The 22,926-nt window shown below is 41.4% G+C and carries 20 protein-coding genes; 5 read left to right on the top strand and 15 right to left on the bottom strand.

Going from position 1 to position 22,926, the window contains the following annotated elements:
- Nucleotides 1-191 precede the first annotated feature (191 nt).
- From prc to GW828_RS01145, 4 genes are all read right to left on the bottom strand, one after another.
- On the bottom strand, nucleotides 192-2,243 hold the full coding sequence (gene prc / locus GW828_RS01130) for a carboxy terminal-processing peptidase (RefSeq protein ID WP_273057159.1): 2,052 nt from the start codon (nucleotides 2,241-2,243) through the stop codon (nucleotides 192-194).
- Between the two features lie 21 nt (nucleotides 2,244-2,264).
- Nucleotides 2,265-2,876: an RNA chaperone ProQ gene (gene proQ / locus GW828_RS01135; protein ID WP_124015893.1), complete on the bottom strand. Its 612-nt coding sequence runs from the start codon at nucleotides 2,874-2,876 to the stop codon at nucleotides 2,265-2,267.
- 276 nt (nucleotides 2,877-3,152) lie between these two features.
- The gene (locus tag GW828_RS01140) at nucleotides 3,153-3,611 is read right to left on the bottom strand and encodes a GAF domain-containing protein (RefSeq protein WP_124015892.1); all 459 of its coding nucleotides are present in this window, start codon (nucleotides 3,609-3,611) and stop codon (nucleotides 3,153-3,155) included.
- 45 nt (nucleotides 3,612-3,656) lie between these two features.
- Entirely contained in the window at nucleotides 3,657-3,950 is a 294-nt protein-coding gene (locus tag GW828_RS01145) for a YebG family protein (RefSeq protein WP_273057156.1), read from the bottom strand.
- A 213-nt stretch (nucleotides 3,951-4,163) separates the two neighbouring features.
- Here GW828_RS01145 and GW828_RS01150 point away from each other — a divergent pair, with 213 nt between their 5' ends.
- From GW828_RS01150 to GW828_RS01160, 3 genes are read left to right on the top strand one after another with little or no spacing between them, the layout of a single operon-like run.
- Nucleotides 4,164-4,790, top strand: a complete 627-nt coding sequence (locus GW828_RS01150; protein ID WP_124015890.1) for a paraquat-inducible protein A — start codon at nucleotides 4,164-4,166, stop codon at nucleotides 4,788-4,790.
- Nucleotides 4,783-5,496: a paraquat-inducible protein A gene (locus tag GW828_RS01155; protein WP_273057153.1), complete on the top strand. Its 714-nt coding sequence runs from the start codon at nucleotides 4,783-4,785 to the stop codon at nucleotides 5,494-5,496. The genes GW828_RS01150 and GW828_RS01155 overlap by 8 nt, the downstream gene beginning before the upstream one ends.
- Nucleotides 5,483-8,128 (top strand): PqiB family protein, encoded by a 2,646-nt coding sequence (locus GW828_RS01160; RefSeq protein WP_273057151.1) that lies wholly within the window; start codon nucleotides 5,483-5,485, stop codon nucleotides 8,126-8,128. Before GW828_RS01155 ends, GW828_RS01160 begins: the two co-directional genes overlap by 14 nt.
- Before the next feature lie 103 nt (nucleotides 8,129-8,231).
- On the opposite strand, the gene GW828_RS01165 is transcribed toward GW828_RS01160, so the two are convergent.
- Complete coding sequence (locus GW828_RS01165; protein ID WP_182697155.1) at nucleotides 8,232-9,458, bottom strand: nucleoside recognition domain-containing protein; 1,227 nt, start codon at nucleotides 9,456-9,458, stop codon at nucleotides 8,232-8,234.
- 124 nt (nucleotides 9,459-9,582) lie between these two features.
- Here GW828_RS01165 and rsmF point away from each other — a divergent pair, with 124 nt between their 5' ends.
- Nucleotides 9,583-11,037, top strand: coding sequence for a 16S rRNA (cytosine(1407)-C(5))-methyltransferase RsmF (rsmF, locus tag GW828_RS01170; protein ID WP_273057146.1), 1,455 nt, complete (start codon nucleotides 9,583-9,585; stop codon nucleotides 11,035-11,037).
- A gap of 363 nt (nucleotides 11,038-11,400) precedes the next feature.
- On the opposite strand, the gene GW828_RS01175 is transcribed toward rsmF, so the two are convergent.
- The 9 genes from GW828_RS01175 to apbC are packed head-to-tail and all read right to left on the bottom strand — an operon-like array spanning nucleotide 11,401 to nucleotide 18,483.
- Complete coding sequence (locus GW828_RS01175; protein WP_273057145.1) at nucleotides 11,401-12,189, bottom strand: TatD family hydrolase; 789 nt, start codon at nucleotides 12,187-12,189, stop codon at nucleotides 11,401-11,403.
- A 54-nt stretch (nucleotides 12,190-12,243) separates the two neighbouring features.
- Nucleotides 12,244-12,570 carry a PilZ domain-containing protein gene (locus tag GW828_RS01180; RefSeq protein ID WP_124015885.1) on the bottom strand — a complete coding sequence of 109 codons (327 nt, stop codon included), beginning with the start codon at nucleotides 12,568-12,570 and terminating at the stop codon, nucleotides 12,244-12,246.
- A 54-nt stretch (nucleotides 12,571-12,624) separates the two neighbouring features.
- The gene (gene holB / locus GW828_RS01185) at nucleotides 12,625-13,599 is read right to left on the bottom strand and encodes a DNA polymerase III subunit delta' (protein WP_273057142.1); all 975 of its coding nucleotides are present in this window, start codon (nucleotides 13,597-13,599) and stop codon (nucleotides 12,625-12,627) included.
- A gap of 28 nt (nucleotides 13,600-13,627) precedes the next feature.
- A complete protein-coding gene (gene tmk, locus GW828_RS01190; protein WP_273057141.1) occupies nucleotides 13,628-14,275 on the bottom strand; it encodes a dTMP kinase in 648 nt (215 codons plus the stop codon).
- The gene (gene mltG, locus GW828_RS01195; protein WP_420542412.1) at nucleotides 14,272-15,282 is read right to left on the bottom strand and encodes an endolytic transglycosylase MltG; all 1,011 of its coding nucleotides are present in this window, start codon (nucleotides 15,280-15,282) and stop codon (nucleotides 14,272-14,274) included. The genes tmk and mltG overlap by 4 nt, the downstream gene beginning before the upstream one ends.
- A 4-nt stretch (nucleotides 15,283-15,286) precedes the next feature.
- Complete coding sequence (pabC, locus tag GW828_RS01200) at nucleotides 15,287-16,114, bottom strand: aminodeoxychorismate lyase (protein WP_273057136.1); 828 nt, start codon at nucleotides 16,112-16,114, stop codon at nucleotides 15,287-15,289.
- Nucleotides 16,114-16,698 (bottom strand): dCTP deaminase, encoded by a 585-nt coding sequence (gene dcd / locus GW828_RS01205; RefSeq protein WP_124015880.1) that lies wholly within the window; start codon nucleotides 16,696-16,698, stop codon nucleotides 16,114-16,116. Before dcd ends, pabC begins: the two co-directional genes overlap by 1 nt.
- Before the next feature lie 21 nt (nucleotides 16,699-16,719).
- On the bottom strand, nucleotides 16,720-17,358 hold the full coding sequence (gene udk / locus GW828_RS01210) for a uridine kinase (RefSeq protein WP_124015879.1): 639 nt from the start codon (nucleotides 17,356-17,358) through the stop codon (nucleotides 16,720-16,722).
- A 9-nt stretch (nucleotides 17,359-17,367) separates the two neighbouring features.
- Complete coding sequence (gene apbC / locus GW828_RS01215) at nucleotides 17,368-18,483, bottom strand: iron-sulfur cluster carrier protein ApbC (protein WP_273057133.1); 1,116 nt, start codon at nucleotides 18,481-18,483, stop codon at nucleotides 17,368-17,370.
- Between the two features lie 156 nt (nucleotides 18,484-18,639).
- Here apbC and metG point away from each other — a divergent pair, with 156 nt between their 5' ends.
- A complete protein-coding gene (gene metG / locus GW828_RS01220; RefSeq protein ID WP_182697149.1) occupies nucleotides 18,640-20,691 on the top strand; it encodes a methionine--tRNA ligase in 2,052 nt (683 codons plus the stop codon).
- A 136-nt stretch (nucleotides 20,692-20,827) separates the two neighbouring features.
- On the opposite strand, the gene GW828_RS01225 is transcribed toward metG, so the two are convergent.
- On the bottom strand, nucleotides 20,828-22,753 hold the full coding sequence (locus tag GW828_RS01225) for a monovalent cation:proton antiporter-2 (CPA2) family protein (RefSeq protein WP_182697148.1): 1,926 nt from the start codon (nucleotides 22,751-22,753) through the stop codon (nucleotides 20,828-20,830).
- Nucleotides 22,754-22,926 lie beyond the last annotated feature (173 nt).

The raw sequence follows: 22,926 nt of genomic DNA on the forward strand, positions 1-22,926 counted from the left end.
ATATGCTGCCTATTCCACCTCAAAAAGGTCATTTTACTAACAAGCCGAATCGACCGCCGTTAACCTACTGCAAGTCGATACAACGCAGTTAGAGATGCGAAGGACTGTTTGCAACCGTTTATATCCAGAGCTGAGGTTGTTATTATTAAGAAAAAACGCGCCTAAGCGCGTTTGTTAACTGTCACACAAAATCACTTTGAGTTTGTTTTTGCCAATTTCTCTGCATCCGCCATATCAAGTGTGATATAAGCCGTTTCATCTAAAAAGGCATCCGGTAACTTACTGTCATCGGTCTTTTCTATATCATCTAGTGACTTAACAATTGCTAAACCATCGTGCTCTCTTCGGGCATTTTCTCGATCGAGTGCACGCTTGTCATCATCTTCACGAGAAGCAAGACGTTCACTTTCAACAAGCGAGATGGTTTTGTCATTGTGATGCTTTTTAAATTCAGCTATATCTTGATAAATATAACTAAACTCTTCGTCATTGCTGATCCGCGCTTGATGTTTAACATCAAGAGAACTTATCAACATAGGCGTAATATTGCCCAATGTAGTGTATTGAGCAGCAGGAACTTTATCCCACGGAAGCGCATTTTTCTCTTCCGATTCACCATATTCACCCGCTTCTAAAGCAGTAGGCAAGCGCACATCTGGGGTAACACCCTTACGTTGTGTGCTGCCACCATTGATACGATAAAACTTAGCAATGGTATACTGAACATGACCAATTGGTTTTTCATACATGTCATAAATTCGACCTAAACTTTTATGCTGCTGAACCGTGCCTTTCCCATAAGTCGATTCACCCACAATCAAAGCGCGATCATAGTCTTGTAAAGCCGCAGCAAAAATCTCTGATGCAGATGCACTGTAACGATCTACCATCACAGTCAGTGGACCGCTGTATGCACTAATACCATCATTATCACGATTTTGATTGATGCCACCATTGGCGTCACGAATTTGCACAACAGGCCCTTGATCAATAAACAATCCGGTCAATAATGTGGCTTCAGTTAACGCCCCACCACCATTACCACGAAGGTCAATAATAATGCCTTCAACATTGTCTTTTTCAAGTTTAGCGATTTCTTTAGCCACGTCTTGCGACAGATTCATGTAAAATCCAGGGATTTGAATCACACCGACTTTACGATTGGCGTACTGACCTTCTTTAGGTTCAATTACTTTTGAGGTAGCTGCGCGATCTTCTAAACGAATTTTGTCACGGGTAATGACCACTTCAAAAGGTTTAGCATTTGCGCCACCTTTTTTGGGTAAAATTTGTAATACAACTTCGCTACCCTTTGGACCTTTGATCAAATCAACCACATCATCTAAACGCCAGCCAATAACATCAACAATGCCACCGTCTTTTTGACCAACACCAACAATTTTATCTTCTGGCGATAATTTATCACTGTTGGCAGCAGGGCCTCCTGCCACTAAACTTTTGATAACAGTGTAATCATCATCCATTTGCAACACAGCACCAATGCCCTCTAAGCTTAGGTTCATTTCCATTTGGAAACGTTCAGCATTACGTGGGGATAAGTAACTGGTGTGAGGTTCAACGCTGCGAGCAAACGCATTCATTACGGTTTGAAATACGTCTTCGCTTTGGGTTTGGCTTAAACGTTTAATGGCATTGTTGTAACGTTTCTCGAGCACTTCAACAATTTCAGGCCATTTTTTACCAGTCAACTTGAGATTTAATGCATCATACTTAACCCGCTGACGCCAAAGCTCATTAACTTCAACTTCATCTTTTGGCCATTGTGCATCTTTGCGATCAAATTCATAAGCATCGCCTGCTTGGGTAAAATCAAACTCTTTATCGAGCAAAGATAAAGCATAAGCAAAACGTTCGTAGCGACGTTGTTGCACAACTTCATACATAGCAAAGGCGGGGCTAATATCGCCAGACTCGACCATATTATCAAACTGTTCTTTATACTGACTAAAGCTCGCAATATCTGCCGCAGTTAGTACATTTCGACGATAATCAAGCTGCTCAAGAAAGCGGGAATATATTTGTTCAGAAAATGCATTATCAAGATTAAAGCGATGATAATGCGAGCGAGTGAACAATGTTGTCACTCGCTTGCTAGCCACTTTATGTTGTGGCTCTTGTGCTAGTTTAGGTAACTCGCTGATTTGAATCGTTGGTGAAATTGCCCATGCCGAAAAGCCGACAAATAAACTGGCAATTGACGCGGCCAAGGTAAGTTTTCGCATCAACAAGTACTCCTTAAATTTCTATAATAGTATGTGCTCTGCACGTACTTTGATGGACAAGCCAGAATCTAACTGAACATGCACATCTTCTTTATTAATATCAGTCACAACACCTGGTACTGGGGTAGCACCTAACTTAACATTAACGCGTTGTTTTTGTTTTAAATCTTCAAGCTTAGCTGGCACAAGTTGAATCACAGGAGCAACGACTGGCGCTGGACGTTCTTTTTTAACAGCTGGAGCGCGTTTAGGTGCTACTTTCTTTGCCGGTTTTTTGGGTGCTAAAGCTTGACGTTTTGCTTTGGCTTTATCTTGGCTCTCTTTGAGCGTCAAAATAGCATGGTCAATATGCTCTTGCTCTAATTCAGCACATTCATTACCGTCAAGATCAATACGTTTAGCGCCCGCTTTAACGCCTTTCAAATAGCGCCAGCTGCTGGTGTAACGACGAAGCGCTACACGTAGTTGTGTTTTACTGACTTTAGAATCATCAGCTAACCGTTCAGCCAAATCTTGAAACAGACCAATTTTTAATGGCTTAGTTTCACCTTCTGCAATAAAGCATAAAGGAAAGGTTTCATATAAATACGCTAAAATTGCGTTGGTGTCGGTCAACTTGTCTGTTGATTCCATTTTTACTTCCACGTTAATAAAGGGACTGATTATGCGGCAGAAATTTGCCATGCAGTCGTTCATCTTTCGTTAAACCTTACCGTTAAGGCTCAACGTACAAAATATCACTATCCGCCAGTTTGCTAAAGTCATTGAAACAAACCTTAACAATTTAACCAAACTTACTCTCAGCTTAATCATCGCTCATCAGTAAATCCAGCACAAATGCGTTTAGCGGCATATTATAAAGCCCGCGACAGCGAATGCGACCATGATTTAATCTATTTTGTTCGCTATTTAACCAAATAGGCAAGTTTCGAAACTTTTTACCATGTTTTCTAAGCCAATTTGATCATCTTGATCGAAACGATTGAGTAATGGACTGTCAATATCTAACACTGCCACCACTTCATTGCCCTGCCTTACAGGAATGACTATTTCGGAATTACTCGCAGAATCGCATGCTATATGACCATCAAATTGATGCACGTCGGCGATGCGTTGGGTGATATTTTCTGCAGCAGCGGTGCCACAAACACCTTTGCCCATATCAATTCGAGTGCACGCAACTTTACCTTGGAAAGGACCAAGGACGAGCTGTTCACCACGCTTGATGTAAAAACCAGCCCAGTTGAGATCCTCAAGGTTGTCATTTAACAACGCTGAAAAATTTGCCATTGCCGCAATCAAATCATCTTCGCCTTCAAGTAACGCTTGAGCTTGACGATTTAATGTTTGGTAAAATTCGGTTTTCATTTCCATTCCTTAAGCTGGTATCTACTTCAAAAGTTTGAAATACGGCTATTCTGCAGCGATATTTTTAGCCGTAGTCTTTTTGGTTTTAACTGCAGGAGCGTTTTTAACCTGTACTACGCCTTTTAGCAAGTTAGAAAGCTCATCTTTGTTGTTTGCGAGATAAAATGCCAACTGTTCGCACTTATTTTCATCGAGTCCAAGATCTGCCTTTATAAGAAAAGGCACTAGGTTATCGGAAATGTCGAGCATCTTATCGTAGGCATCAGCCTCTTTTTTCGATATAAATGTCATCTTTTCCACCCCTTCTCTGACCACGACAAATTGGGTTATCACTGCCATGATGTAATCCTCACTGTTTTTATATACAGTGCATAGAATCTCACATAGTTAACTTATGATGCAAGTGTTCTGATTATTCTGATATTATCAAATACACATTAATGAGTTTCTTTTAACAAATGACACATTTATTTGCCAATATGAGGCAAAGTTGAGAGGTTTACCTCTTAGCTACCCGATAATGATTTTCACTATGGATTAGATTAATTTTTCATGAATGAATTTGATGATCATGATTCTATAATATTATGCCGATCATGTGATTTGGCAGTGAGAAAACGAGCGTTACCCTCTAGTTCTCGCGCTATTTGTCCGCGTTGTCATACTGTACTCTATGATTCTCCGTACTGCTCTATCAATGGTATGTTGGCGCTATGCGTTGCCGCGTTAATTATATTCATTCCCGCTAATTTGTTACCAGTACTCGAAATTCACTTTCTTGGCAGTGTCAGAACCACGACCGTAATGCAAGCGGCTATGACGGTTTGGGCCGAAGGATATTGGGTCGTAGGCTTAGCGGTAATGGTTGCGGCTGTTATCGCCCCTGGATTATTAATATTGTCGATACTGGCGCAAGTTGTTATTGTCAAATTAGAATTGCACAGCTCATTTTGGCAAAGAACTTATACGACATTGCTAAAAAATCATGGTTTGATATCACAAATGACCATGCTAGAAATTTATGTCATCAGCTTCTTGGTATCTGCATTCCAACTATCTGATTTTTCTGATGTGTATTTTGGTATGGGGACATTCAGTTTTACCATGCTGTTTGTCATCATTCTTTTTTTACAACGTGAATATAAACTTGAGCACATGTGGAGTTATGTTGATGCCTGAAACTCCAATGAATCCCGCTAATGAGCTATCCTCAGCAAGTGAAGATCCTCATGTAAATATTAACCAGGAAGCCCCAAAAAAAGCTCAAGCCTCTTTGCAGGGGCAAAAGTTAGGCTTATGTTTATGCCCTGTCTGTCGCAAGCTGAATTTAACCAGCAAAAATCATTGCCAGCGCTGTTTTAGCCAATTGAGCAATCGTAATTATGCCAGTATCCAGCAGAGTTGGGCTTTATTGATTACAGCCACTATTTTACTTATCGTCGCTAACATCTACCCTATCACCCTCCTGACAAACCGCGGGGTGGTCACTAAGGATACTATTTTTAGTGGTATTAGCCATTTAGTGCAAACAGGCATGTTGCCGATAGCGGTAATTGTTTTTACTGCCAGTATTTTAGTACCTTGGCTTAAGATTTTTGGCTTAGCCACTTATTTAACCGCCATCAGTTTTAACTTGCCGGTATCAAAAAGAAAATTAATGGTTGGTTTTCACATTATTGAATGGATTGGCCGTTGGTCGATGCTCGACTTATTCGTTATCTCATTAACCGTTGCTTTAGTGAATATGGGACAACTGTTAGATGCTAAACCTGCACCTGCTGCAACTGCATTTGCGTTAGTGATCTTACTGACACAACTTGCGGCAAAAGTGTTAGATACTCGTTTACTCTGGGACCGCTTGGAAAACACCGATGACACAAATTGAATCACCGAAAATTGTTAAGAAAAAATTATTCTCGCCAATATGGTTATTGCCTATTGTCGCCTTAATATTGGGTGCTTGGTTAGGGGTAAAAAGCATTAAAGAGTCGGGCATTGAAATTTTAATCCACTTTCCCAGCGCCGCAGGCATTGATATTGGTAAAACATTAGTAAAATACCAAGGTTTATCGGTCGGTAAAGTCACCGATATTGGTATTGATGATGACCTTAAAGGTGTTAATGTCAAAGTGGTAATGGATTATCGCGCCGACCCATTTTTGAATAAAAACACCTTGTTTTGGTTGGTCAAACCCAAAGCCAGTATTACCGGAGTCGAAGGCTTAGATACGCTATTTTCGGGTAATTATATTGCCATCCAGCCCGGAGATGGCCGCTCGGCAACTGAATTTGAAGCACAGCGCGAAGCACCCGCAATTCTCCCCGGCAGTGAAGGCATAATGATCGAGCTTAAATCGCCTAAACTGGGTTCTATTGATGTAGGTTCACCAGTCTTTTTCCGTCAAGCACCCGTTGGCAGCGTTGTCAGCTATCGCTTAGATGGTAATAAGCAAATTATTATCAGCGCTTTTGTTCAAGAACAATATGCCCATTTAGTTAACAAAGACTCACACTTTTGGAATGTATCTGGGCTGAAGATTGATGCCTCTTTAGCGGGTATTAAAGTCAGTACTGAGAGTATTGCATCTATTTTGGCTGGCGGGATCAGCTTTGATACCGGAAGCTATACTGAAAAAGCGCAAAATGGTGATGCTTATATTCTTTACCAGGATGAGCTTTCTGCTATCGGTGGGGTACATTTTAGTTTAACCGCGACAGACAACGATGGTGTAAATGAAGGCACGTCTATCATCTACCGCGGTATTGCTATTGGTGAAATAGAAAAAGTGAGTTTGACCGACACTGGAGTGCAGTTTAGCGCTCGAGTTGAACATCAATACCAAGGGCTGATCACCAGCGATAGTCAATTTTGGTTAAGTGGAGCTGACTTATCATTAAAAGGCATTAAAAACCTCAGTCGACTGGTCACTGGTAGTGTAATTAATGTGTTACCTGGTACTCAAGCATCTGATAAAGCAATGCAATTTGAGTTAGCCTCTGAGGCCCCAGATTTACTCACTCAAGCTAAACTTAAGCTCACCGTAGTGGCCAATACGCATACGGGAGTCAGTAATGGCGCGCAAGTTAGATATAAGCAACTCCCTATTGGGCAAATTACCAGCATTAATTTAAGCAAAGACTTTTCAACCGTTGAGTATCAAATTGAAATTCTCCCGGAATTTAAAAACTTACTTACAAAGGGGAGTTTCTTTATTCCAGAAAGCGCCTTAGCCGTTGACGCTTCATTAGCCGGAATTAAGGTTAAGACTCGCGACGTGACCACTATGCTTGAAGGTGCGATTAGCTTAATTCCAAGTAACAGCGCTACCTTGATTGCACCTAACAGCACCTTACCCTTACATGAATCAATCGAGTCGGCACAGGTGCTTTACGCCCAGCAACAGATGACACACTTTACCTTGACCAGTATTGATGGCGCCGATTTAACTGAAGGGTCACCGATTTATTATAAGAAAATGCAAATAGGTTCGGTCAATAAAATCAATTGGTTTGCTAAGACAGATAAATTTAATATTGATATTAGTATCGACAATAAATTTGTTGCTCTGGTCAAAGCCAATACTGTTTTTTGGCGCAATGATGCTGTCGCCATCAATGCCAGTTTAGCCGGTGTCGATATTAATGTGGCGCCTCTAAAAGGTGCAATCAATGGCAGTATTGCCCTTGGACACATTGATGAGACCGCGAATCCGCAGATCACACAACCTAATCTGCGTTTATATGATACCAAGTCACTCGCCCTGATGCAGGCTAAGGTGATTAACCTTATCTTGCCTGTGAGTACTAAAGTTGCTGAGAAAGCCGCTATTCGCTATCAAGGTCATAAAATTGGTGAAATATCACATGTGAAGCTAAACCAAGATTTAACCACAATTAATGCGCAAGCGTATATTTATGGCCAATATGCAAACCATTTTAGTGCCAGTGACAGTGAATATTTTATTGTTGATGCGCAAATTTCTTTAGCCGGTATTAATGCTCCAGAAACGCTACTCACTGGGCCTTACATTGGGGTTATCCCTGGTAATAGTTTGGAATTGGTCGATAACTTTGTTGCTCAACCTCACGCCAACTTTGAGGCTTCGGTGCCTAAAGATGCTTTATCATTCCAATTGGTTGATGATCAGTTAGGCTCTATTAAGGTTGGCACTCCGCTATTTTTCCGCGGTATTAAGGTTGGTCAAATTGATGGTTATCAACTAGATAAATCAGGCATTGAAATTACCCTGTTTGCTCATGTCAATGCTGAATACAGCCACTTAATAAACCAAAGCAGCCAATTTTGGGATGCTTCTGGGATCAAGTTAGATATCGGTTTATTTTCTGGCGCACAGTTAGAAACGGGCTCACTAGAAACCATACTGGCTGGCGGCATTGCATTTGCAACGCGTGATACAACCTCTGACAGCAATGGTATTGATGCAACGAGCCGTTTTCCATTGCATAAAAATATGCAAGATGAATGGATACAATGGCAACCTTTACAAACTAAGTAGTCTTATCTCGAAATACTCGCGATATAGCAAGATCAAAAGGCCGATATATGTATCGGCCTTTTGATGTTTAACACTCTTAAGTATCAGGAGGTAATGTTAATCATTAACCATAAAACCAATAACACACAGCAATTGCCGCAGTAATACCGGCAAAGTCGGCTGCTAATCCACAACCTAGCGCATGGCGACCATTACGAATACCAACAGAACCAAAGTACACAGCAAGGACATAAAACGTTGTTTCAGTGCTGCCTTGTAAAATAGCCGCTAGACGACCCGCAAACGAATCAACCCCATGATGACTCATGGTTTCTAACATCATGGCACGCGCGCCAGAGCCGCTAAAGGGTTTCATCAATGCAGTTGGCATTGCATCAATAAAGCGCGTATCTGCGCCCAATGCACTAACGCCACTTGCCAACAAGTGTAACGCATAATCTAGTGCGCCAGAGGCTCTAAGAAAGCCAATGGCTAATAACATTGCCAACAAATACGGAATCAGCTGAATGGCTTGGCCAAAGCCTTGCTTAGCGCCGTCGACAAACTCATCATAAACAGCAATTTTGCGATAGCCTGCAACCAAAATAAAACTTAAAATCAGTAACAACAATATGCCATTGCCTAACACCATAGACACTTGCCCTATTGCATCTGCCGACAATGTTACCAAATAAGCTATTGCTGCCATGAATACACTCATAATGACAGCTGCATACGCTAAAATAACACTGTTAAATAACGAAATCCGTTGCACTAAGGCAACAACCAATAGCCCCACTACAGTAGAGACACTCGTGGCCAATAAGATTGGTAGAAAGATATCTGCAGGATTGGCCGCCCCTTGTTGGGCACGATATAGAAATACGGTGACGGGTACTAAGGTGACTGACGAGGTGTTTAACACTAAAAATAAAATTTGGGCGTTGGTTGCAACTGATTTGACAGGGTTAAGGGTTTGTAGATCGTGCATAGCTTTTAAGCCAAGAGGCGTAGCGGCATTATCTAGCCCCAGCATATTGGCAGTCAAATTCATGCTAATACTGCCATAAGCGACATGACCACGAGGCACCTCTGGCATCAACTTAGACAGCAATGGCTCGAATATCCGCGCAAACAAACCGACAACACCGGCCTTTTCGCCTACTTGCATCAAGCCCATCCACAAGGCTAATACGCCAATTAACCCGATTGAAATGTCAGCGGCTAATTTAGCACTGGCAAACAATGCCGTAACCGACTCACTTAATATATTGACGTTGCCATTCACTAATTGGATTACGATAGACAAGGCTGCAATGATAAAAAATAATAACCACACTCTATTTAACACGCATATCTCCATCATCTAGTCAGTTTTACTAACGTCAATATACAGTAATCATTGCCGATCAGGGCGCACAATTCCGTGATATGATCGCTGCAATGACTGCAAAAATAATTTATCGTTTATTATTATGGCCCAATTAAATACAAACTTTATCAATCATATTGAGAAAGAGTTACCAACTCACTTATCTTTAGAAGAGTTTATCGCCTATTGCGACAAACCGCTTCGTAAATCTATTCGGGTGAATACACTAAAAATTAGCACCGCACAGTTCCTCAATATCATGAGCCAAGCAGGTTGGCTGCTATCGCCGATCCCTTGGTGTGAAGATGGATTTTGGATTGAAGGTAAAGACGATGTTCAACTAGGTAATGCCATAGAACATATCCAAGGCTTGTTTTATATTCAAGAAGCCAGTTCTATGTTGCCACCGACGGCATTGTTTTCAAGTAAAGCCAACCCTGAAATTGTTTTAGATGTGGCTTCTGCCCCCGGTTCTAAAACCACTCAAATCGCAGCCTTAATGAATAACAGTGGCTTGTTAGTGGCCAATGAATATTCTGCCAGCCGAGTAAAGGTATTACACGCCAACGTGCTGCGTATGGGCGCTAGCCACACGGCTCTAACCCATTTTGATGGCAGAGTCTTTGGCGAGTATTTATTTGAAGCATTTGACGCCATTTTACTTGATGCACCTTGCGGCGGTGAAGGTACGGTTCGTAAAGATCCATTGGCCTTAAAACATTGGGATATTGAGGATGTTACCGCCATAGGCGAAACTCAAAAAGATTTGATTGAATCGGCATTTTTAGCGCTAAAACCCGGCGGGACCTTAGTGTATTCAACCTGTACTCTGAGCCAGTTAGAAAACCAGCATATTTGCCAACATTTACAACAAACCTTTCCTGATGCAGTTGAGTTTATCTCATTGGCGCAGTTATTTGATGGCGCAGACAAAGCATGTACCGAAGAAGGTTTTCTACATGTTTGGCCGCAAATTTACGACAGTGAAGGATTCTTTGTCGCCAAAATCCGCAAAACAGCCTCGGTTGAACGACGAAAAAAACAGCCTAAGTCGCAAAAAAACTTCCCTTTTACGGTCGCAAACGATAAACAACAAACAGAGTTAAGGCATTATTTTAAAGAAAGCTTTTCTATCAATATCCCCGCCGACGACATCATTATGTTACGGGATGACGAGTACTGGTTATTCCCAGCTCAGTTTATGCCTTTTATTGGTAAAATGCGTTTTCAGCGTATTGGACTGAAACTCGCAGACGCAATGAAGAAGGGCTACAAAGCGAAACATGAAGCCATCATTGCCTTATCAGCATCAACATACGATGCCCCAAGAACCATTGAGTTGACAGCATCACAAGCTAAAGACTTTTTGATGGGACGCGATATTGCCAGTAACAGCTTTGATGATGCCATACAACAACGTTTGGCTATCACGACACAAGGCGAAATGTTAGTCAGTTATCATCACGCAGTATTAGGCGTAGTAAAGCATTTAGGCCATAGACTGAAAAACAATTTACCGCGAGAGTTAGTCCGCGATAACGTCAATCTAAGCCTATAACGACTTGTAACCAAGTCATTTTTAATCATGACTATAAACCCTATAATCAGTGGCTTGATGTAAAGATGAATTGAATATCAAATTAATAGTGATTTATTTGATTAAATTTCATGCAAAAACCAATCGGCCTGACTATAGTTAATCAATGTTTGATTCACTATTTGGCTGCTTAAGCAATCTTAAGCAGCCACGACAGTAGCGCAAGGCTCTTAATCGAGCCCTTTCCCTAGACCCAGAACAATTGGATAGTTTTGGGTCTTTTTTTATCTTATTTTCCAATCAACAAGCAGCAATCCATTACCCCATTATATTGATTTAAAAGTCATTTAATGTGGGAAATGGATTATTATTGCCAGAATCTAGTTAGCGACCGATCAACTTAGCAGCATCTTTGAATAAATTAAAAAAGTTATCGGTGGTGTACTGCGCTAACGCTTCAAATTTTTCACCGCGTAATTCTGCAACAAACTCAGCAACATCTCTAACATAGGCTGGCTGATTCTCTTGACCACGATGTGGCACCGGCGCTAAATAAGGAGAATCAGTTTCTACCAGTAATCTGTCTTTGGGCACTTGACGAATAACACTGCGAAGCTCACCCGCGTTTTTGAAGGTCACAATACCTGAAACAGAAATATAAAAACCTAAATCGATGGCCGCTTTAGCCATTTCCCAGTTTTCAGTAAAGCAATGCAATACGCCGCCGACTTTGTCAGCGCCTCCAGCTTTAAGCATATTAATGGTATCTTCTCGGGCATCACGAGTATGAACAATTAATGGTTTATTTACCTCTACAGCTAAAGCAATTTGTTGTTCAAAACACTGTTGTTGCAAGGTTTTAGTATCATTTGAATAGAAGTAATCCAAACCCGTTTCGCCAATAGCCACTACGCGAGGATCGTCAGCAAAACGTTTAATGTCTTCAATATTCAAGCCTTCTTGCACATCGAGAGGATGTACACCAGAAGACAAAAAAACATTATCAAAGGCTGACACCTTGTCGCGCATGGCTTCAAAGCCTTGTTGGCGGACATTGACGCACAATAAATAGTCAACACCTTGAGTTTTGGCATTGTCCATAATGGATTGTAAACTGGCTGAGTCTGGGGCCGCTTTTAAACGGTCAAGGTGGCAATGTGAATCAATTAGCATGGGAATTCTTTCGCAACTACATTAAAAATAAAACAGATGCGCAAGAATACCTAGCTACATAGTGCAGGTCAAATCGCTAGAGGAAAGTTCGCTCGATAATAACTTTTCGATATGGTGTTTATGGCTTTCAACATCCGTTTTAATTTTAACCCCAATACCAGCAGGACGCCCACCGGATGCCCCTAATGGATTAATCCATACCACAGTGCCTTTAAATTCTGTGGCCTGGGTTGCATCAGGTAATCGATAAGCAATCGTAAGCTCTTGGCCTAAAAAATGACTTTCTGTAGTCGCAATAAATAAACCAGCAGGCTTAATAAACGGCATATAAGCACGATAGAGTTTATGTAATGTATCGTAGTGAACAACAAGATCGACCATAAGTAATTATTTTCATTCCATAAATAGGTTAGATGTTAGTATAACCAAATAGCGTTAATTGGTTAGCTTCCTAAATGCGAGAACATATTGTTGACACAATGCTTGAGTATTCACGCTGGGCATAGTTTCAAGCTTATGACACATCTTCATCACTTGCCCGCCAAGATCAATCACTTTAGCTTGAACTAACGGATTTAATGGCTGACGATCCGCTTTTACTTTACTACTTTTTAACACATATTGACGTAAGTACAAATACAAAACATTAAGTGCATCAACAATTTGTTGTTCAGACACCTTGAGTAAACTAGCACTTAAATGACCCGTTTTTAAACTGTGAGCCCAATCTTGGCGAAATGTTAGCAATTGTTGATAATGCTGACTGCTTAAACTGTTTGCTAACGCCAAAGGACCACCAACAACACTAAGACACCAAGTCACATCGTGAGTTTTACCCTCGGCATTTGCTGCAGGTAACAGCTGCTGCGCAGCTAGCCAGTGTTGGATATCTAACTTAGTCGGTCCAATAAATTTAAGAGTTTGGCAACGGCTAGTAATAGTCGCGAGTAACTGAGCTGATGTATTGGTTTGCAAAATGAGCACAACATCATCACCAGGTTCTTCAAGTGTTTTGAGTAATGCGTTTGCTGCGGCTAAATTTAAGCGCTCAGCATCAACGATTATCGCCACGCGCGCCCCACCTTGTTGAGCCGTTTGCGTTAATTTTTGACATAGCTGACGAATTTGATCAACTTTAATTTGGTTGCCATCTGGCTCAATAATATACAGATCTGGATGATTACCAGCAGCCAATAGCAAACAGCTTTTACATTGACCACAAGCACCAACTGGAGTCAGTTGTTGGCAAAGTATTGTTTGTGCCGCAGCTTTAGCGAGCTTATCCCCCCCAAGCGCTTTATCAATATTGAACAAGTGGGCATGGCTAGTTTTACCGCGATAATGTTGATCAACAAAGCGCTGATGCGGCTCGGCTAACCAAGGTAATTGGTCAATCTGATAATCACTCATATCGCCACATTATCCTTTTTTATAACAATCACAGCTCTGCCATAAGAACGGGCAAATGATGTTGCAATTGCATCTGTATATCATGATGAACCTGCGCCATAGATTGACTTGCATCGATAACCACTATGCTGTCATCCTCATGGGCTAATTGTAAGTAGGTACGCCTGGCTCGTTCGAAAAAATCAATCGCTTGCTGCTCAATTCTATCAAGTTTGCCACGACTTGCCGCACGACTTAAGCCGAGTGTTGGATCGATATCTAAATACAAGGTGAGATCAGGTTTAAAGCCTCTCAAACAAGCATCACTGACCGCTTTGACTAAGGGCATTAATCCTCGGCCACCACCTTGGTAAGCCAGTGAAGATAAGTTATGCCTATCACCCAGCACCCACCTACCTGTAGCTAATGCCGGTTTGATAACATTAGCGATTAACTGTGATCGGGCAGCATAAATAAGCAAACACTCTGCTTCGTCACATAAGGGGTCAGTATCATCAGCAATTTTAACTAAATCGCGCATTTTTTCTGCTAATGGCGTACCGCCTGGTTCACGGGTACACACAGGAGCCTGACCAATATGGCGCTGAATAATATCATTAACCAGGGCTATCGCGCTTGATTTACCGGCACCTTCTAATCCTTCAATGACAATAAACTTGCCTTGCTGTTGACTCATTTTCTTTTTCTCTGAAATTCATTTACGGCATTGTTATGTGCTTTTAACGTGGATGAAAACACATGGCTACCATCATTACGTGACACAAAATATAAATAATTTACGTTAGCAGGATTGGCCGCTGCAAAGAGTGATGCTCGGCTAGGGGCAGCAATTGGCGTTGGTGGTAAACCATCAATAGTATAAGTATTAAATGCAGTCGCTTGGCGTAAATCTTTACGGGTAATATTGCCTTTATAACGCTCACCCATACCATAAATAACTGTCGGGTCGGTTTGCAAGCGCATGCCTTTTTTGAGTCGATTATTAAACACTGCTGAAACCCAATCACGTTCTTCAGGTTTGCCAGTTTCTTTTTCAATAATAGAAGCAATAATCAATAGCTCATAGGGTGACGATAAAGCTAAATCAGGATCACGTCCTTCCCATGCTTGGGCTAAGCTCTCCTGCATCATGTTGTAACTACGATTTAATATGGTCTGTAAATTATCATCCGCATGATAATGGAATGTTTCCGGATAAAACTTACCTTCAGGCAAGCCAGATGTATCACCATGTTGTAATAACACTTGGTTAAAATCATCAGCGTTTTTTGCTAAATTTTCAGTCGTTGCCAGAGTTTGTTGCCACTCAGCAATGGTTTTGCCTTCGATTAGGGTCACACTAAAAACCACTTGTTGGCCTAAATACAAACGTTTTAATAATGCTTCTAATGTATCGCCTGGGATCAACTGGTATAAGCCCGTCTTAATATTGGCAAACTTAGGTTCAAGTTTAACCAGGTATTTAACTTTCCAACTATCAGTAATCAATGATTGTTGCTCAAGCTGTTGCGCAAGCTTAATCACCGATGTGCCAGGCTCTACTGTCAGCGTCTGGCTTTCAGTTAACTGCAATGGCTGTTTTTGATAACTAATTAGGCCAGATACTAGCCAATAGCCACCAATACAAGTCAAGGTGAATAAAGGAATTAAACTAGCTAATATAAATGTTTTTATTTTTTTAATCATATTATAAATTCACACTTAGAATTTGCCTGAGTCGCGGTGTTTGCGTCCAACGGCTAAATTGAAAATCGTCAATGGCGGTAACATCAATCATGCCAAATAAACTGTTGGTTATAAATATATGCTCAGCAGCTTGAACATCGCTTAACGTAAGTCGTGTTGCCATCACAGCAATACCATGACAAAGCAGCGTATCAATGATGATTTCGCGCATCACGCCGCTGACACCCGCATGCGTTATTGCAGGGGTAAGTACTTGATTATTTTTGACGATAAAAAGATTAGCCATTGATGACTCAATCACATAACCATCACAATCAAACACCAACCAATCTTGATAAGTGTCAACTAGAGGTTGAGACTTAATTAGCACCTGTTCCAACCGATTAAGATGTTTTATGCCCGCTAAAAGTGGTTGTCTGCCTAGACATATCGATGATGATGCTAACGAAATGCCACTTTGCTGCCAATCAAGATAATGATCTGGAATGGCATTAACTGACACGACTTCAGTCACGTTTGAGCTTGACGGTGCTTGATAACCACGGCCGCCGACTCCGCGCGTGAGCAAAAGCTTAATACAATGTTGTGGGTATTGCCTCGCGAGTTGCTGCAGTTGCTCTATTAATAAATCACTGGCATGCCACTCAATACCCAAGCGTTCACAGCCCTGCTGCAAACGACAAATATGACCATCAAGGAATAAAATCCCTGCCGGCATATCAGCTGATGCGGTGCGCATAGTTGCAAACACACCATCACCATAAGCAACAGCACGATCAAATGGATTTATCGTGCCGTTTTCGTGATGATTAACCCAAACTGGCGCCATTATTTATCCTGGCTGATCCGGCTTGCGACAGCCTCTTGTTGATCTTTATATTTCGAACTTTTACGAGTGTTATAAGGGCGAGCGACCGCTGAACTTAAACGCTCAAAATTAAGCGCGCCGATGGTCATGCCTGGGCGTAATGCTAATGGCAACTTGCCACTATTAAAGAACTCAAGCACGATTTTCCCTTGCCAACCAGGATCAATACGATGCGCAGTCACATGCACCATTAAACCTAAGCGTGCAAGCGATGAGCGACCATCTAACCAGCCGACAACATCGGCAGGTAAAGTGACACTTTCATAGGTCACAGCCAAAGCTAACTCGCCAGGATGGAGGAAAAAAGCTTGGTCGTCAGCGATTTCAATTTTATCGCTCATAATTCGATCAAGGGCTATTTGCATTTCTGCACTGGGGCCACTTAAATCAATAAAAGGTGCCGTATGGTCTTTAAATACCCGAAATTGGCTGCCTAAACGGACATCGACACTGACACCAGAAATGGCTTCTATACCAGGGCGAGGATCGATGATAATGCTACCATTATCTAAACATTGCTCAATTTCTATATCGGTTAAACGCATGCGGCACTCTCTTAAATAAGGCTATCTAGCCAATAAATGCTGAATTCTAGTTTTTAAAATATCCGTTGCGATGCGGTTTTTACCACCACGAGGAACGATAATATCGGCATATTGCTTTGACGGTTCGATAAACTGTAAAAACATTGGACGTACTGTTCGTTTATATTGCGCAATAACGGTTTCCATTGTGCGGCCGCGCTCAGCAACATCGCGAGTTAACCGACGTAAAAAACAAATGTCTAATGGCGTGTCCATAAACACACTGGCATCCATTAACTCACGAAGCTTAGGGTCGGTTAATAACAAAATACCTTCAAGGATAATGACTTTTTTAGGCTGCATGTTAAGCGTTTCACTGGTACGTGTATGCTCAGTATAGCTATAACAAGGAATACTAACGGCTTCACCTCGTTTTAGCTGTGTTAAATGAGTCGCTAATAATTGATGATCCAATGCTTTTGGATGATCGTAATTGGTTTTGACTCGATCTTCCATGGTCAAATGACTTTGATCCCGATAATAGGCATCCTCATTGATCACACCAATCTGATTGGTTCCTAAATCACGACACAATTCTTCAAAAATTGTTTTAGCAATTAAACTTTTACCTGAAGCCGACGCACCGGCAATCCCAATAATGACACACTGCTGAGAATTCATCTCTTAACCTTACTCGTCTTCTGATATGCTAATTTTTACGGTTGATTGTACTTGTTGAAGTGATAACTCAGCCCCAAGCTTGCGGGCAATTTCGCGATATATCCCTGACACTTCACTTTCTGGTTCGCTCATTACGCTCGGCGTACCATTGTCCATTGATTCACGAATATTGATATGCAGTGGCAGTGCGCCTAACAACGGCAAGTTATAGCGTTTAGCTATTTCACTACCACCATGAGTACCAAATGGGTGTTCTTTATGACCACATTCAGGACAAAGATGGAAACTCATGTTCTCGATAATCCCAAGTACCGGGATATTGACCTTGTTAAACATAGTAATGCCTTTTTTAGCATCCGCTAAGGCAATGTCTTGTGGCGTGGTAACAATGACGGCACCGCTTACTGGCACTTTTTGCGACAAGGTTAATTGAATGTCACCGGTTCCAGGTGGCATATCGATAATCAAATAGTCTAATTCAGGCCATTGGGTTTCATTGAGTAACTGCGCTAATGCACCAGCCGCCATAGGACCACGCCATACCGCGGCTTCATCACCACTTAACATAAAACCAATTGATTGCGCAGAAATACCATGAACTAGCGCTGGCGTCATGTGCTTGCCATCTGGCGATTGTGGACGAAAATTAGGAATACCTAACATCAATGGAATAGACGGGCCATAAATGTCGGCATCCAAAATACCCACTTCAGCGCCTTCAGCTTTTAAGGCTAATGCAAGATTCACTGCGGTAGTTGATTTACCCACACCACCTTTACCTGATGCCACGGCAATAACTTGCTTTACGTTTGGAATAGGTGCAATAGCAGGCAGTGCTGAATAAACTCGAGGCTGAAAATCAATTTCACACTCCACTTCATCAATCGCGTCAAGTACAGCCAATTTATTGGTCACTGCCATCACAGTATCGCGATATTGTGTCATACACGGATAAGGATAAACTAAGCCTAATTGTAGGCGTTTTCCTTCTATCGACAGTGCGGTTACACATCCTGCACTCACTAAGCCTTTACGCAAATAAGGGTCTTCAAATGCTTCTAAAATATCTAACACTGGTGACAATAATTCATCACTTAATTGATAATTTGTATGTGTATTGACCAAAACGGCAACTCCGAAGTAGAAATTTGCTCAAGTGTATCAGAACTTGGTAAAAAAATAGCGACTATTAAGCTTTTTTAAGTCATGTTTTGGTGAAAAAAGTCTGCAAATCAGTTAGTATCAGGCAATATTTTTGGTGTAATTTGATATCGAGACAAAATGACAAAATCACAGCGTAAAATACTGGTCACAAGTGCCCTACCTTATGCCAATGGCCCGATCCACCTAGGCCACATGCTTGAGTACATCCAAACGGATATCTGGTCACGTTTTCAAAAATTACGTGGTCATGAATGCCACTACATTTGCGCCGACGATGCTCACGGCACACCGATCATGCTCAAAGCGCAACAAATGGGTATTACACCAGAAGAAATGATTGCTCAGGTTCAAAAGGAACATCAGCAAGATTTCGCCGACTTCAATATCCAGTTTGATAATTTCCACAGCACTCATAGCGAAGAAAATCGCGCCTTAGCCTGTGATATTTACCTAAAACTGCGTGATGGTGGTTACATCAAAACCAAAACCATTTCACAATTATATGACCCTGAAAAATTAATGTTCTTACCAGACCGTTTTGTTAAAGGCACCTGCCCAAAATGTAAGTCTGAAGATCAATACGGCGATAACTGTGATAATTGTGGCGCAACCTACAGCACTACGGATTTAATCAATCCTAAGTCAGCCGTATCTGGCGCAACACCGATAATGAAAGACACCGAACATTTCTTTTTTGACCTGCCTGCATTTGAAGGCATGTTAAAAGAGTGGATCCAATCAGGTTCCTTGCAACAAGAAATGGCCAACAAGCTTAATGAATGGTTTGATCAAGGCCTAAAGCAATGGGATATCTCCCGTGATGCACCTTACTTTGGATTTGAAATTCCTGACGCTCCAGGTAAGTTTTTCTATGTCTGGTTAGATGCACCTATTGGTTATATGGGTTCATTTAAAAACTTATGTAATAAGCGTGATGACTTAAACTTTGACGATTTTTGGGGCCTAGACTCAACCGCAGAGGTGTATCATTTCATCGGTAAAGACATTGTCTATTTCCACAGTTTATTCTGGCCTGCAATGCTTGAAGGCGCTGGTATTCGTAAACCAACTAGCGTGTATGCTCACGGCTATGTCACGGTTAATGGTTCAAAAATGTCGAAATCAAAAGGCACGTTTATCAAAGCGCGCACTTATCTAGACAATTTGGATCCTGAATACCTACGTTATTATTACGCCGCTAAATTAAACAGCCGTATTGATGATTTGGATTTAAACTTAGAAGATTTTGCCCAACGCGTGAACTCTGACTTGGTCGGAAAATTAGTTAACCTTGCCTCTCGTACCGCGGGTTTTATCAGTAAACGTTTTGACGGTAAATTAGCCAAGGTTACTGACAGCAGCCTAAGCGATATATTTTTAGCCAAAAGCGAAATTATTGCTGAATTATATGAAACCCGCGAATTTGGTAAAGCGATGCGTGAAATCATGGCGCTAGCGGATATTGCTAATGCTTATGTTGCTGACGCCGCACCTTGGCAATTAGTTAAGCATGAAGATAAACAACAAGAAGCACATCAGGTTTGCAGTAATGCATTAAATCTGTTCAGAATTTTGGTAACTTATCTTAAGCCTGTATTACCTAAGCTTGCCGAAAATGTTGAAGGATTTTTACAGTTAACCTTAACATGGGATAATTTGGCCCAAGATTTATCAGGCCATGAAATTGCACCATTTAAAGCCTTAATGCAACGTATCGAACCTAAGAGCATTGAGGCTATCATCGATGCCTCTAAAGAAAACTTGCAAGCCACTAATACGGACGCACCTAACACCGATGCGCCGACACAAGCCGTTAATCAATTAGAGCAAGATCCTATCAGCCCAGAAATAAGCTTTGAAGATTTTGCAAAAATTGACTTACGAATTGCTCGTATCAGCAAAGCGGAACATATCGAGAAAGCCAATAAACTACTGCGTCTAGAATTAGATTTAGGCGGCGAAACTAAGCAAGTATTTGCGGGTATAAAATCGGCTTATGCGCCTGAAGACTTAGTGGGTAAACTCACCGTAATGGTGGCAAACCTTGCCCCGCGCACGATGAAGTTTGGTGATTCAGAAGGTATGGTATTAGCGGCTGGCCCAGGTGGTAAAGATTTATTTATACTTGAACCTCATGAAGGTGCGCAGCCAGGTATGCGAGTTAAATAACACTTAACTTCATAAAAAAGACCGCTGCGGCGGTCTTTTTTTTAGTTTGCACGTTCATCAAATCAATAAGCAATTATTAATTATCAAAGCCATTGCAGCTAGTTAGCAGGTTCATCGACAATAATAAAATCATCCATTAATCATTAACGCTAACATCACCGTCAGATTTTTGAGTTAGCTTAATAGCATGCTGAAGATCAACATCAGCATGATGAGCGGCATTATCTTCATCCATCGCTTGTTTCAATCGCTCTTCATACAACATAAAAAGTTTAATAAAATCATTACTATAGCGTTCACCTGCTGATTCTTTCAACCAAAAATCATACAAACGTTTTGAGGCTTCTTTTTCAACCCGCTTATAGGTTGCCTTTCGTCTTAAAACATATTCTTCACTGTTACCAAGTAACTGTAACGAGGACACGCTCAGTTCAAGTGCTGAATGATGAGTTTCTGATTCGACGATGTCAGCCCCGGCATCTTTTAACAAATGACCATGGCCTCGATCGAAGGCTCTGGCGACAATTTTCAGTTTTGGGTAAGTTTGATGCAAATATTTGACTAATTCGACGCTGCTTTCGCGATTATCGATAGCCACCACAAAAAGCGATGCTTGTTCTATACCTGCTGTTTTTAATAAGTCAGGTCGAGTGGCGTCACCATAATAGGCTTTGGTATTAATACGCCTAATAGTGTCCACTTGCGATACCTGATAATCGAGCACGACAGTTTTAATATTATTTGATATTAAAAAGCGATTGACCACTTGGCCAAAACGGCCAATACCCGCAATAATCACAGTGCCCTCATCATCGATATTATCTTGCTCACGTTGATTAGTTTTCACTTGAAAGCGCGGGTAAATGACTTTATCAAATAAAATGAATAGTCCAGGGGTTAAAAACATCGATAGTGCTACTACGATAGACAAGGTCTGAGCTAAGTCAGTTGGAATAACATGTTGTTGCACACTAAAATTTAGCAATACAAAGCCAAACTCACCCGCTTGAGCTAGACATAAGGTAAATAACCAACGATCGCTGCCTTTAATCCTGAAAATCAACGCTAGCACGTACAACACCATCGCTTTTATCAACATCACACTTAAGGTGATGGCAATGATTTCAGCAAAATCAGCAAACAACACCGAAAAATCTATCCCGGCACCCACGGTGATAAAAAACAAGCCTAACAACAAGCCTTTAAACGGACCTATATTTGCTTCAAGCTCATGCTTAAACTCACTGTTTGCCAGCACCACGCCCGCTAAAAAGGTACCTAATGCAGGCGAGATCCCCACCAAACTCATTAATGCGGCAATGCCTATCACTAACATAAGTGCTGCAGCGGTTGATATTTCACGCGCACCAGACTCAGCAACGATTTTAAATAAAGGTCGGCTTAAATAATGGCCGCCCAACACCACGACACTAATGGCTAACAACAATACAATCGCATACGCCCACCCAGGTAGAGATGCCACTAAACTTAGCTGCTCGTGTTGTTCACTCATACTGCTTACAGCAGCTTGGGCTTGCTCAACTAATTCAGGTAAAGCCAATAACGGAATAAAGGCCAACATGGGAATAACGGCAATATCTTGAAACAACAATACCGAAAAGGCATTTTTACCTGCATGAGTCTTATTGAGACGTTTTTCAGATAACGTTTGTAATACAATTGCGGTAGAAGACAGAGAAAAAATTAACCCGATAGTTAATGCAATACTCAATTGATAGCCAGCATAAATAGCACAGGCCATAACCGCCACAACCGAACCCACAACTTGCAGACCACCCAGTCCGAGTAAACGATTTCGCATCGCCCACAACATTTTTGGTTCAAGTTCTAAGCCAACCAAAAATAGCATCATCACAACACCAAATTCAGCAAAATGTTGGATAGTGTTGGTTTCACTGCCCACTAAACCAATAATAGGTCCAATAACAACCCCAGCAATGAGGTATCCGAGTACCGAACCCAATCCCAATTTATTTGCTAAAGGGACGGCGATAACGGCAGCGGTTAAATAAATAAAGGCTTGTAAAAAATACTCGGTCATTTACTCAATCTCAAAGAAAGCAATATCACCCGCACACGCTCTATCATCAATGATACCGGCCACATTCAACATCAATGACCCAGTAACCTTGCCAGAGCGTCGCTACAACCATTTGTTATCTACACGATAGCAAAGTCTTTAAAACCATGCAGAGCACAGTCAACACCGCTAAG

It is taken from the genome of Shewanella vesiculosa, from assembly GCF_009994065.1.
Classification (GTDB): domain Bacteria; phylum Pseudomonadota; class Gammaproteobacteria; order Enterobacterales; family Shewanellaceae; genus Shewanella; species Shewanella vesiculosa.

Coding starts and splice junctions, on each gene's coding strand:
- prc (WP_273057159.1), bottom strand. CDS start 2,243: ATGCGAAAACTTACCTTGGCCGCGTCAATTGCCAGTTTATTTGTCGGC.
- proQ (WP_124015893.1), bottom strand. CDS start 2,876: ATGGAATCAACAGACAAGTTGACCGACACCAACGCAATTTTAGCGTAT.
- GW828_RS01140 (WP_124015892.1), bottom strand. CDS start 3,611: ATGAAAACCGAATTTTACCAAACATTAAATCGTCAAGCTCAAGCGTTA.
- GW828_RS01145 (WP_273057156.1), bottom strand. CDS start 3,950: ATGGCAGTGATAACCCAATTTGTCGTGGTCAGAGAAGGGGTGGAAAAG.
- GW828_RS01150 (WP_124015890.1), top strand. CDS start 4,164: ATGAATGAATTTGATGATCATGATTCTATAATATTATGCCGATCATGT.
- GW828_RS01155 (WP_273057153.1), top strand. CDS start 4,783: ATGCCTGAAACTCCAATGAATCCCGCTAATGAGCTATCCTCAGCAAGT.
- GW828_RS01160 (WP_273057151.1), top strand. CDS start 5,483: ATGACACAAATTGAATCACCGAAAATTGTTAAGAAAAAATTATTCTCG.
- rsmF (WP_273057146.1), top strand. CDS start 9,583: ATGGCCCAATTAAATACAAACTTTATCAATCATATTGAGAAAGAGTTA.
- GW828_RS01175 (WP_273057145.1), bottom strand. CDS start 12,189: ATGCTAATTGATTCACATTGCCACCTTGACCGTTTAAAAGCGGCCCCA.
- GW828_RS01180 (WP_124015885.1), bottom strand. CDS start 12,570: ATGGTCGATCTTGTTGTTCACTACGATACATTACATAAACTCTATCGT.
- holB (WP_273057142.1), bottom strand. CDS start 13,599: ATGAGTGATTATCAGATTGACCAATTACCTTGGTTAGCCGAGCCGCAT.
- tmk (WP_273057141.1), bottom strand. CDS start 14,275: ATGAGTCAACAGCAAGGCAAGTTTATTGTCATTGAAGGATTAGAAGGT.
- pabC (WP_273057136.1), bottom strand. CDS start 16,114: ATGGCGCCAGTTTGGGTTAATCATCACGAAAACGGCACGATAAATCCA.
- dcd (WP_124015880.1), bottom strand. CDS start 16,698: ATGCGTTTAACCGATATAGAAATTGAGCAATGTTTAGATAATGGTAGC.
- udk (WP_124015879.1), bottom strand. CDS start 17,358: ATGAATTCTCAGCAGTGTGTCATTATTGGGATTGCCGGTGCGTCGGCT.
- metG (WP_182697149.1), top strand. CDS start 18,640: ATGACAAAATCACAGCGTAAAATACTGGTCACAAGTGCCCTACCTTAT.
- GW828_RS01225 (WP_182697148.1), bottom strand. CDS start 22,753: ATGACCGAGTATTTTTTACAAGCCTTTATTTATTTAACCGCTGCCGTT.